Raw genomic sequence first — 11,372 nt, 5'->3', positions numbered from 1 at the left:
GTCCTCGACGAGCAGCGCGACCTCCGTCTCGTCCCCGTCCCACAGCAGATGACCGAGCCCGACGATGTGGCCCGACGCGGTCTGTACGGCGAGCGTCCGGCCGAAGCGCGGGCTGAGCAGATGGTTGAGGTAGCGGTCCGCGTCACCGACCGGACCGTGGTACCGCATCGCGAGCGTCCTCTTCGAGCACCGCTCGTGCATCTCCTTCGCGGCCTCGAGGTCGCTCGTGTCGGCCCGGCGCACCGTGATGGCACTGCCCTGCGGCAGCGTCAGCACGTCCTGGCTGCGCGGGATGCGCGGCCCGAGCCGGGCGTCCAGCTCCACCAGCGCCCGCGCCCGCGCGAACTCGGTCGGTGTGAACGGCAGATACGGCCGCTCGACGGTGATCACTCCGCCTTCCGGTGCGCGCAGCCGCATCACGGTGTCCTCCAGGGCTCCCTCCACCGCAATGCCGTCCGTCCCGCGGTCGGCCCCTGCCGGGGCGGGCAGCGAACGGATGGTGCACCGGCCGAGCAACTGCCGTAGTGCGAGCGGCAGTTCGGCGCCGTCCAGCGCGGTGCGGGTGGCGAGGCCGAGGATCCGGGTCGGCGCGTCCACCAGGTCGTGGGCGTCGGCCCGCTCGATCCAGGTGTCCGTACCGCCCGCCCGCGAGACCGCCCGGGTGATCTCGGACGCCGCGAGCTCTGCGGGAGCCCGCAGCAGGAACTCGTCGACCGTGCCGTCACCCAGCGGATGCGTCTGCAGGCTCAGGATGTCGACCCGGTGCCCGGCGAGGGCCGTGCACAGCACGGCCAGCGAGCCCGGTTCGTCCTTCACCGTCGTCCGCATCCGCCACAGCGTGCCCTCCCCGGCCTCGGACTCAGGGCTCGCGGACGGCCCGGCCTGCTGCTCCGGGGAGCGCGGCCGGGCGCCGGTATCGCTCTTCGGAGGAGCGTGACCGTGGCGCCGTGCCCACCAGATGTGGAAGGCGGCCGTGGCGAGCAGGACGACCGCCGAGATCACCAGCAGCGCCGGACCGTCGGGTCCGTGCCCGATCAGGTTGGCCACGGCATCGGCCACCGCGACGGCGGTGAAGAGGGCGGCGAGTTCGACGACGTCCCGTCGCCAGTGGTGCACAGGACGCCCGTTTTTCGCGCGCGTCACATCAGACATGTCTCGACTCATGCAGCCACTGTGAAGGAAAGGTGTTGCGTGATCACGAACGCTTTGTGACTGATCGGTAAAGCATGGTTCTGTCCGTTTTGCAGTTCTTTTTACGGGTGTGTTGCGTCAGAGGTGTCAACGAAGTGACGGTCGCCCCGCCGCCCAGCACCGCGCACCGGGGGATGACACCGGTGCGCGGCCCCGGCCGCGCGTACCGGATCTACTGGCCGACGCGGCCCGGCTGCAGCACCTGCGTGAACAGCACGGTGCCGTCCTGCTCGCGCAGCCGCACCGTCATCTCCCCGCTGTGGCCGTCGATGTCCACCTCGCCGAAGAACTGGTAGCCCCCGGCCGGTGAGACGTTGGCCGTGGCCGGCGCCTTCACGAACACCCGCTCCGGGCCGAAGGTGTTGTCGAGCGCGTTGGCGGGGAAGGCGCCCGCGTTGAGCGGGCCCGAGACGAACTCCCAGAACGGCTCGAAGTCGGTGAAGGCTGCCCGCGACGGCTGGTAGTGCTGCGCCGAGGTGTAGTGCACATCGGCGGTCAGCCACACCGTGCCCGTGATCCGCCGGTGCTTGACGAACCGCAGCAGCTCGGCGATCTGCAGCTCACGGCCGAGCGGCGCCCCGGGGTCGCCCTGCGCGACCGCCTCGATGTTCGGTTTGCCGTCCCCGGTGTCCGGCACGACCAGGCCGAGCGGCATGTCGGAGGCGATCACCTTCCACACCGCTCGGGAGCGGGACAGCTCCCGCTTGAGCCACTCCAGCTGCTCGCGGCCGAGGATGCCCTGCTGGTCGGTGGTCTGGTCGTCCGTGGAGTTCGCGTTGCGGTAGGTGCGCATGTCCAGGACGAAGACGTCGAGCAGCGGGCCGTGGTGCTGGACCCGGTAGACCCGGCCGTCGGGGCGGCGCAGCGTCGAGATCGGGAAGTACTCCGAGAACGCCTGCCGGGCACGCGCGGCGAGCACGTCGACGTTCTTCTCGGTGTACCGGGTGTCGGTGAGGATCTCACCCGGGTACCAGTTGTTGGTGACCTCATGGTCGTCCCACTGGATGATGGACGGCACCTGGGCGTTGAAGGCGCGCAGGTTCTCGTCCAGCAGGTTGTAGCGGAAGTTGCCGCGGAACTCCGCCAGCGTCTCGGCGACCTTGGACTTCTCCTCGGTGGTGATGTTCCGCCAGGTCCGCCCGTCGGGCAGGGCCACGGTCTCGGTGATCGGACCGTCGGCGTAGACGTTGTCACCGCTGCAGATGAAGAAGTCCGGGTCGAGGGCGGCCATCGCGTCGTAGATCCGGTAACCGCCGAGCTCCGGGTTGATGCCCCAGCCCTGTCCGGCCAGATCGCCGGACCAGACGAACCGCACCCCGTCGCGCCGCCGGTCGGACGCCGTGCGGAAGGTGCCGGTGACCGGCTCGCCGGTGCGACGCGGGTCGTCGGGGTCGGCGAGCAGCACGCGGTAGTGGATCTGCTCGCCGGACGGCAGTCCGCGCAGCCGGGTCGTGCCGGTGAAGTCCGTGCCGGCGCCGAGCAGTGGGCCCTGCCATCTGCGCGGGTTGCGGAACGACTCCGTCGCGGACGTCTCGACGATCATCCGGGCCGGCCGGTCGGACCGCACCCACACCAGCCCGGAGTGCGCGGTCACGTCGCCCGTCTGTACGCCCCAGCCCGCCGAGGGGCGCCCCGACCGGGCGAGGGCCGGCGCCGCGCCGAGGCCGACGGGCAGGGTCAGGGCCGCCGACGCGGCGAGGGAGCCGCGCAGGACGCTGCGGCGGCCGGGGAAGGGACGGTGTGACATGGGGCGCCTCCAGGACGGGACGGTTCCGGCCAGTTGCGATGCCACAACTACTGGTGCGCCGCGGCGCACACGGAAACCACAAGTGAACAACTGACCGTGGGCGCACGGGAAAACGGCGGCGACCGGGGCGCAGGAACAGCAGAGCCTCCTGACGGACCGTCTCCGCTCAGCGGCTGCCGTCGAGCAGAACCCGCGCGACCAGCGCCGGGTCGTCGTTCATCGGGACGTGACCGCAGCCGGGCAGCCGGACCAGGCGGGCCCGGGGAATGACGTACTTGGCGCGAACGCCCTGCCGGGGCACGAGCAGCCGGTCCCTGCTGCCCCAGGCCACGGTGACCGGAATCCCCGGAACATCATCGGTGAACTGCACGTCCCTTCCGGTCCGCAGGGTCTCCGAGAAGCCCTCGGCACGCGCCAGCGCGAGCGTCTCCGCGACCACGGCCTCGGGGGAACGGCGGGCCGGGCGGGCGTAGATGGTGCTCGTCAGGAGCGTACGGCCGAGCGCCGGGCGGGCGAGCCGCTCGACCACGGGCACCGGCATCCGCTGCGCGATCTGCCGCATCGTCATCAGGACACCGAAGGCGTAGCGCCGCTCGACCGCCGACCAGAACCCGGCCGGGGACAGCGCCGTGACCGACCGGGCGAGCCGGTCGCGACCGAGCTGCAACGCCAGCAGACCGCCCAGCGAATTGCCCGCCACATGCGGCCGTTCGACATCCAGCGCCTCGCACAGCGCGGTGAGCACGGCGGTCATCGACGGCAGGTCGTGCGCCAGCCCGGCCGGGAGCGCCGGGGACTCCCCGCAGCCCGGCAGATCCACGGCGATCACATCGCGCTCGGGCGCCAGGGCGGGGATCACCGGGTCCCACACCTGCCGGTGGTGACCTATGCCGTGCAGCAGGAGCAGCGGTGCACCGGTGCCCACGCGCGCGTAGGAGACGGTCACGCTCCGCGGGCCGTGCGGGGTGGGGACCTTGAAGGAGACGGTGGCGGACATACAGCTCCTTGGCGAGGACTCGTGCGCGGACGTGGTGTAGACACCTTGTCAGCAATGGCTACCGCCGGGTAGCCCCCGGTCGCCGGCAACCGCTCAGCCGTACGGACCGCGAAGTCACGCCCGCGGAATCCGCCTGGACACGACCGGACACGTCGGATGGGATGAGGGCGTGACCACCGACACCGCCACCGAGGTCTTCGAAGAGCACCGCGCCGTCCTCCTGGGCGTCGCCTACCGCATGCTCGGCCGCGTGGCCGACGCGGAGGACGTGGTGCAGGAGGCCTGGCTGCGCTGGTCCGGCACCGACCGGTCCGAAGTGCGCGTACCGCGCGCGTTCCTGATGCGTGTCACCACCCGCCTCGCCGTCGACCGGCTGCGCCAGATCAAGGCGCGCAACGAGGCGTACGTCGGCCCCTGGCTGCCCGAGCCGTATGTCACCGAGTTCGGCGGCGCCGTCCCGGACGCCGCGGAGCGGGTGATGCTGGCCGACTCCGTGTCCCTCGCGGTACTCGTCGTCCTGGAGTCGCTGTCGCCCCTGGAGCGGGCGGTGTTCGTCCTGCGGGAGGCCTTCGGATACCCGTACGCCGACATCGCCGCCATGCTCGACCGGGCCGAGCCGGCCGTACGGCAGCTGGCGGGCCGCGCCCGCAAGCACGTCGACGAGCGTCGGCCGCGCTACGACGTCGACCCCGTCCAGCGCCGTGATCTCACCGAGCGGTTCCTCGCCGCCGCGGCGGACGGGGACCTCGAGGGCCTCATGTCGCTGCTCGCCCCCGACGTCCGGCTCGTCGGCGACAGCGGCGGCAAGGCGAAGGCGCCCCTGCGGGTACTTCAGAGCGCCGACAACGTGGGCCGCTTCCTTGTCGGCGCCGCCCGCAAGGGCATTGCGGCGGCGTCCTTCCGGTTCCTGGAACTCAACGGCGGCCCCGCGGTGCTGGTCCTGTCCGGGGGCGAGCCCGACTCCGTGTTCCAGCTGGACGTCCTCGACGGGCGCATCCATTCGGTCTACGTCATCCGCAACCCGGACAAGCTGCGGAGGCTGGCCGGCGAGTAGCCGCCGTTGCCGCCATGTCACCTATGCGGCGTTTTACGAACGCCCCGTGAACGCTGCACGTCGGTTCGCCCATACGGCGCCCAAGGGATCGAGGATTGGTCTTGACCAAGGGTGAGGGCCGTCCTATGGTCGCAGATAAGTGCAACAACCTTTAATAAACAAGGGCGCTAAAACGCCGCCGGATCACGGCGATTGCGGAGGACAGGGTGGGGACCACGCAGCTGGAATCGGTGCCGGAACCGAAGTACTGGCACCTCAAGACCGTGCTCACGGAGGCACTGGACTCCGAGTTCTCCGTGGGCGAGATCCTGCCCAACGAGCGCGACCTCGCCGCCCGCTTCGGCGTCGCCCGCGCCACGCTGCGTCAGGCCCTGGAACAGCTCGAACTGGAAGGCCGGCTGCAACGCCGCCGCGGCGTCGGTACGACCGTCGCGCCGCCGCGCGTGGGAGTGGCCGTCGGCACCGAACAGCACGCCTGGCCGGGCGCGCCCGGCGATGCCTGGCAGGCCGTCGACTGCACGATGGCGGCCCCGTCGGCGGCGGTCGCCGACGCCCTGGAGTCCGGCCGCGACGAACCCGTGCACACCGTGCGCCGCACCCGGATGACACACGGCCAGCCGGTCGCCGCCGAGTTGCTGTACATCCCCGAGTCGTCCGTGCCCGAGCTGTCCGCCATCGACGCCCCGGCCGGACCGGCACGCGCGCGTGCGTTGCTGCGTGAGCTGCAGCGCATGGAGCTGGAGGGCCAGGACAGCGCCGTGGAGTTGGGCTCGGCCCGGGCCGACGACGCGAAGGAACTCGACCGGCTGCCGGGCGCGCCCGTGCTCGTCGTCACCACCCGCTACTTCGCCGAGGGCCGCACCCGCCGCGCTCTCCGTCGCCACCTACCGCGCGGACACCTGCCGGCTGACCTTCGGGGACTCGGGCGGCGTGGAGATCCACCAGGACCCACAGCGCCGGGCATCCTGACCGCCGGTCCCGACGTCTCGCGCTCGGACGGTGCCTGGGGTACGCGTGGTTCCGGGCCCGTCGGCGGGCGCTTCAGTGGCGTGCCGTCACTGTGCTCTCGACCGCGAAGAGCTGCTCCTCCACATGGTCCAGGGCCAGTCGCAGCGCCCCTGTCGCCACCGCGGCCTCGCCGAGCAGGGACAGCGTCACCTTCGGCGGCCGCAGGCAGTAGCGCGCCAGCTCGCGCCGCAGCGGGTCCAGTACGCCGTCCAGTCCCGCCGCCCAGCCACCGATGACGACCAGCTCCGGGTCGAGGGCCAGCACGAGCGCGGCGACATCGTGCACCAGCCGCTGGATGAAGCGGTCGACGGCGGCCCGGGCCCGCTGGTCGCCCTGGCGGGCCTGGGCGAAGACCTGGGCGACCGCCTGCTCGTCCAGCGGATGCAGCGGCTCGTCCGTCGTGGACAGCAATGTCTCCGGGGTGACTTCCCGGCCCAGCAGATGCAGGGCGCCGATCTCACCGGCGGCCCCGCCGAAACCGCGGTGCAGCCGCCCGCCGATCAGCGAACCGGCGCCGGGGCTCAACCCAGCCAGTACGAACACGACGTCGTCGGACTCGGTGGCGGAACCCTTCCAGTGCTCGGCAACGGCCGCCGCGTTGGCGTCGTTCTCCACCAGGACCGGGCACTTGAAGGAGCGGCCCAGCCGTTCCCCGAGACGCAGCCCCGTCCACCCCGGCAGCGCCGTACCCAGCCGTACCGTGCCGTCCGCCTCGACGATCCCGGGCGTGGCCACCCCCACCGCCCGCAGCGATCCGCGCGCCACCCCGGCCCGCCGCAGCAGCTCGGCGACCGCGGTACGCAGCCGCTCCAGGCGCTCGTCCGCGTGCGCCGTCTCGTCGACGCCCTTGGCCTGCGCGCCGATCACCCGCCCGTCCAGGTCGGCGAGGAGCGCGGCGACGCGATGCGCCCCGATCTCCAGCCCCAGCAGATGACCGGCCTCGGCCCGGAACCTGAACCTCCGCGCCGGCCGCCCCTGACGCCGCGCGGCACCCTCCTCGGCCGCCTTCTCCACCACGAGACCGGCCTCGATGAGCCCTTCGACGACGCCCTCGACGGTGGGCCGGGACAGCCCGGTCACCCGGGTGATCTCCGTCAGCGTCGCGCAGTCCGTGGCACGCAGCGCGTGCAGCACCACCGCGGAATTGATCCTTCGCAACAGCGAGGGATCCCCGCCGGTCAGCCGCCCCACCGTCCGTCCTCCCAGCTCGTGCGCGTGTTGGCCGGATGGTACTCGGCGCAGGACAGCCGGGCGAGAGGCGGACGCCTCCGGTCCGGTGCGACGACCGCCGTCAGCCCGGCGACACGAACCCCGACTCGTACGCCGTGATGACCGCCTGTGTGCGATCCCGCGCCCCCAGCTTCGCCAGCACCGCGCTGACATGCGACTTCACCGTCTCCGTGCCGACGACCAACTGCCCGGCGATCTCCGCGTTGGACAGCCCGCGCGTCATCAAGCGCAGCACCTCCGCCTCCCGTTCGGTCAGCTGGGCCCGCTCCAGCACCGCCCGCGCCGCACGATTCCCGCCGTCCTCGCCGTACTCCGCGGCCAGTTGCCGTACCGACGCGGGGAACAGCAGCGACTCGCCCTCGGCGACCAGCCGCACCGCGTGCACGATCTCGGCCGGCCGGGCCCGCTTCAGCAGAAACCCGTCGGCGCCGGCCCGCAGCGCCCCATAGACGTACTCGTCGTTCTCGAACGTCGTCACCACCAGGATCTTCGGCGGCTCGTCGATCGTCCGCAGCACCGCGCGCGTGGCCTCGATGCCGTCCAGGAGCGGCATCCGTACGTCCATGGCGACCACGTCGGGCCGCAGTTGCCGCACCAGCGGAATCACCGCGGCCCCGTCGGCCGCCTCCCCGACGACCTCGATGTCGGGCTGCGCCTCCAGCACGGCCCGCAGGCCCGCCCGTACGAGGGGCTCGTCGTCGACGAGGAGAACGGTGACCGGCATCCGGCCAGCGTAGATCAGCCGAGCGGCAGCTCCACACACACCTGCCAGTCGCCCTCGTCGGGCCCCGTCCGCGCGCGGCCGCCCAGCAGGGCGGCGCGCTCCCGTATGCCGCGCAGACCACTGCCCCGACCGGGCCCCGGTATGTCGGCGGTGAGCGGGTTGCGCACCTCGAGGGTGAGCGTGCCGCCCGCGACGGCGATGCGGACCCGGACGGCGACGGACCCCGCGTGCCGCAGCACGTTGGTCAGGGACTCCTGGAGGATGCGGTAGCCCTCCCGGGAGACCGGGCCGGGCACGGTCTCCAGGGGCCCGGTCATCTCGACCTCTACCTTTGCACCGGAGGCACGCGCGGACTCCAGCAGACGGTCGGCGTCCGTCAGCGTCGGCCGGCTGCTGACCGGCCGCTCCGACTCACGCAGGATGCCGAGGACGCGATCCAGGTCCTCCAGGGCCGCCCGGCCGGTCTCCTCGATGGCATCCAGGGCCCGGTCGGTGAAGGCGGGATCGCCTGCCGCGCGCGCGGCACCCGCCTGCACCACGGCCACGGTCAGGGCGTGGCCGATGGAGTCGTGGAGTTCGCGAGCGATGCGGGTGCGTTCCAGAAGCTGCTCGGTGCGCTCCTCCATGGCGGCGAGGCGCTCGGCAGGGGAGGGGCCCAGGAGACGGTGGGCGAGTGCGGTGATGAGGTGGCCCGACGCGACCACGGTCGCCGCCAGCGTGACCAGCGCCAGCGGCACGAGCAGGACGTGCCACCACTCGTGGCCGTCGAGGAGCAGCAGCACGCCCTCCTCGACGTCACGGCCGAACGCCGCCGACACCAAGTCCACCGAGGCGAGGAGCAGTTGGACGGTGAACAGCGAGGTCGCGCAGCCGAGCAGCAGCCGCGTCTCCAGCCACACGACGAGCCGCCCCCGGTCTCTCCAGGAGGCGGACGGCGCGACGACGATGTCGGTGCCCTCACTGTCGTGCCGGTGACCGGTCAGCAGCAGCCTGGCCTGCATCCCCTCCGCGGTGCGCATCGCGGGCACCAGGCCGACGGGGGCGAGCACCGCGGCCGCCACCAGCCAGGTCCACCAGGCCTCCTTGATGAACAGCCACATGGACGGCCACACGATGGCGATGAACAGATGCAGCAATCGTGTGTACGTCACCGCCCTGCCGAACGGGCGCAGCCAGCGGACCATTCCGTCATCGTGCCAGCCGCCACTGACAACGAGCCTCCCCCGCACGGGGGAGACGATCTCCACCCGCGGGGGAGGAACCGCCTGCGCTCCAGCGGCCAGGCTGCTGGCATGACCAGCATCGAAGTACAGGCCCTCACCAAGGAGTACGGCACCCGGCGAGCCGTGGACGACCTCACCTTCACCGTCCTCCCCGGCCGCGTCACCGGCTTCCTCGGCCCCAACGGCGCCGGCAAATCCACCACCATGCGGCTCGTGCTCGGCCTCGACCGGCCGACCTCCGGCACCGCCACCATCGGCGGCCGCGCCTACGCGACCCTGCGCGAACCCCTGCGTCACGTGGGCGCGTTGCTCGACGCCCAGGCCGCGCACGGCTCCCGCACCGGCCGCGATCATCTGCGCGTCCTGGCGGCGAGCAACCGCATCCCGGACCGGCGCGTCGACGAGATGCTGGAGGAGACGGGGCTCGCGTCGGTGGCGCGCCGCAGGGGGAAGACGTACTCCCTGGGCATGCGCCAGCGGCTCGGCATCGCCGCAGCCCTCCTCGGCGACCCCGAGGTGGTCATGCTCGACGAGCCATCCAACGGCCTCGACCCCGAAGGCATCATCTGGATCCGGGAGTTGATGCGCCGGCTCGCCGGGGAGGGGCGCACGGTCCTGGTCTCCAGCCACCTCATGAACGAGACGGCGTCCTTCGCCGACCACCTCGTCGTCCTGGGCCGGGGCCGCCTGCTGGCCGACACCCCGATGCGGGAGTTCATCCACGCGCGCGTGCAGCCGCGCGTGCGGATCCGCACGACGGACCCCGCGGCCCTCAAGAGCGCCCTCGCCCGGCACGGTCACGACGCCGTGGAGCACGAGGACGGGCACTGGACCGTGCCCCACGCGCGCGTGGACGACATCGGGCGCATCGCCTCGGCCGCGGGTGTGCCGATCCTCGAACTGGCCGCGGAAGAGGGCACGCTGGAGCAGGCCTATCTCGACCTGACGGCGGCCGAGACCGAGTTCACCGCACAGCCCCAGGAGGCCTGACCATGGAATTCACGCCTGTGCTCCGCGCCGAGTGGATCAAGATCCGCACGCTGCGCTCGCTCCTCGGCGCCCTGTGCGCTGTCCTGCTCGTCACCACCCTGTTCTCGGCGCTCGGCGGTCTGGACACCGGCGGCGCGGACTTCGACCCCCTGTTCGCGGCATTCTTCGGCGTCAGCTTCGGGCAGATCGCCGCGATCGCCTTCGGCACGACGGCCGTCTCCTCGGAGTTCCAGGGCGGTGCCCTGCGCGTCACGTTCGCCGCGGTGCCGCGGCGCGGGCGGTGGTTCGCGGCCAAGGCGGTGGCGATCGCCGCACCCGTCCTCGCGGCCGGCCTCGGCACGGGCGCGGCGAGCCTGGCCGTCGGCAGAGCCGTGCTCGGGGACGAGGCGGACGGTCTCTCCTGGAGCGAGGGGCTGCGCGGGGTCGTCGGCTGCGCCGTCTACCTCACGCTGATGGCACTGTTCGCCGCCGGACTCACCGCCCTGTTGCGCAGCGGCGTGGCCACGCTGAGCGTGCTGATCCCGTTCCTGCTCATCGTGTCCTTCGTGATCGGCGACATGTCCGGCACCGTCGCCGACCTCCTGCCCGACAAGGCCGGCCAGATGGTGTTCCACGAGACCTCGGACGGCACCCTCGGCCCGTGGACCGGCCTCGCCGTGACCGCCCTGTGGACGGCGGCGGCCCTGGTGGCGGGCGCGTGGAGCGTGCGGCGCCGGGACGCCTGACGCGACGTCAATTGTCAGTGGCCCCGGGTTTACTGGGGGCATGAACATCGCGCGGTGCCTGGAGACGATCGACGGCTGTGCGCAAGCCCCCTGCCCGCGGCCCACGGCTGGTCGGACGTCGGACGAGAGGGGCCGGGCTACTACCTGACGGAGTGAGGAGCCGGTGACCGGGACGGCGCGTCCGGCGAGCTCACGGCCGAGGACGTCGGCGCCTACCGGGAGGGAATAGCCCAACTGCTGAACGAACGAAGGGGGGAGACGCGCCCGTGGGGCATGCTGACCCTGAGGGTGCGCGGCGAAGGGGGTGAGGAGATACCGGAGCCGTGGGCGACGGTGAGCGTTCTCATGGACGCTGTGTACGTGTGGGAGGCGTGCGGCACCGGCCGCTGGGTCGCCGTCGGCGTGGCCGACCGGGACGAGTCGGACACCGCCCGGCTCCTCGTGTTCGTCACCGTGACCGACCCGCCGTGACGAACACGACCG

General features: G+C 72.2%; 10 protein-coding genes and 1 pseudogene. 5 read left to right on the top strand and 6 right to left on the bottom strand.

Annotated elements, in window-relative coordinates; genetic code table 11:
• The 3 genes from ACTWQJ_RS10155 to ACTWQJ_RS10145 form a co-directional block, all read right to left on the bottom strand.
• The coding region (locus tag ACTWQJ_RS10155; RefSeq protein ID WP_443306296.1) for a GNAT family N-acetyltransferase at positions 1 to 1,152 on the bottom strand (1,152 nt) is incomplete at its 3' end.
• A gap of 211 nt (positions 1,153 to 1,363) precedes the next feature.
• On the bottom strand, positions 1,364 to 2,938 hold the full coding sequence (locus ACTWQJ_RS10150; protein ID WP_443306295.1) for an alkaline phosphatase D family protein: 1,575 nt from the start codon (positions 2,936 to 2,938) through the stop codon (positions 1,364 to 1,366).
• 166 nt (positions 2,939 to 3,104) lie between these two features.
• Positions 3,105 to 3,935 (bottom strand): alpha/beta fold hydrolase, encoded by an 831-nt coding sequence (locus tag ACTWQJ_RS10145; RefSeq protein ID WP_443306294.1) that lies wholly within the window; start codon positions 3,933 to 3,935, stop codon positions 3,105 to 3,107.
• 169 nt (positions 3,936 to 4,104) lie between these two features.
• Between ACTWQJ_RS10145 and ACTWQJ_RS10140 the strand changes: the two genes are divergently transcribed.
• Together ACTWQJ_RS10140 and ACTWQJ_RS10135 are read left to right on the top strand one after the other, a co-directional pair.
• The gene (locus ACTWQJ_RS10140; RefSeq protein WP_443306293.1) at positions 4,105 to 4,989 is read left to right on the top strand and encodes an RNA polymerase sigma-70 factor; all 885 of its coding nucleotides are present in this window, start codon (positions 4,105 to 4,107) and stop codon (positions 4,987 to 4,989) included.
• A 206-nt stretch (positions 4,990 to 5,195) separates the two neighbouring features.
• Positions 5,196 to 5,958 (top strand): annotated as a pseudogene (locus tag ACTWQJ_RS10135) (GntR family transcriptional regulator).
• Positions 5,959 to 6,030: 72 nt separating this feature from the next.
• Here ACTWQJ_RS10135 and ACTWQJ_RS10130 read toward each other — a convergent pair.
• The 3 genes from ACTWQJ_RS10130 to ACTWQJ_RS10120 all read right to left on the bottom strand — a co-directional run bounded on the left by ACTWQJ_RS10130 (position 6,031) and on the right by ACTWQJ_RS10120 (position 9,135).
• Complete coding sequence (locus ACTWQJ_RS10130) at positions 6,031 to 7,188, bottom strand: ROK family transcriptional regulator (RefSeq protein WP_443306292.1); 1,158 nt, start codon at positions 7,186 to 7,188, stop codon at positions 6,031 to 6,033.
• 100 nt (positions 7,189 to 7,288) lie between these two features.
• On the bottom strand, positions 7,289 to 7,951 hold the full coding sequence (locus tag ACTWQJ_RS10125) for a response regulator (protein WP_385509034.1): 663 nt from the start codon (positions 7,949 to 7,951) through the stop codon (positions 7,289 to 7,291).
• A 14-nt stretch (positions 7,952 to 7,965) separates the two neighbouring features.
• On the bottom strand, positions 7,966 to 9,135 hold the full coding sequence (locus ACTWQJ_RS10120; protein ID WP_443306291.1) for a sensor histidine kinase: 1,170 nt from the start codon (positions 9,133 to 9,135) through the stop codon (positions 7,966 to 7,968).
• Positions 9,136 to 9,243: 108 nt separating this feature from the next.
• On the opposite strand from ACTWQJ_RS10120, the gene ACTWQJ_RS10115 reads away from it, so the two are divergent.
• From ACTWQJ_RS10115 to ACTWQJ_RS10105, 3 genes are all read left to right on the top strand, one after another.
• Positions 9,244 to 10,164: an ABC transporter ATP-binding protein gene (locus tag ACTWQJ_RS10115; RefSeq protein ID WP_443306290.1), complete on the top strand. Its 921-nt coding sequence runs from the start codon at positions 9,244 to 9,246 to the stop codon at positions 10,162 to 10,164.
• 2 nt (positions 10,165 to 10,166) lie between these two features.
• Positions 10,167 to 10,889, top strand: a complete 723-nt coding sequence (locus ACTWQJ_RS10110; RefSeq protein ID WP_443306289.1) for an ABC transporter permease — start codon at positions 10,167 to 10,169, stop codon at positions 10,887 to 10,889.
• A 345-nt stretch (positions 10,890 to 11,234) separates the two neighbouring features.
• Complete coding sequence (locus ACTWQJ_RS10105) at positions 11,235 to 11,360, top strand: hypothetical protein (RefSeq protein ID WP_443306288.1); 126 nt, start codon at positions 11,235 to 11,237, stop codon at positions 11,358 to 11,360.
• The last annotated feature ends 12 nt before the right edge of the window (positions 11,361 to 11,372 follow it).

It is taken from the genome of Streptomyces sp. KR55 (genome assembly GCF_052245645.1).
In the GTDB taxonomy this organism is placed as follows: Bacteria; Actinomycetota; Actinomycetes; order Streptomycetales; family Streptomycetaceae; genus Streptomyces; species Streptomyces flavusporus.
This window is presented reverse-complemented; position numbering and strand designations above follow the sequence as displayed.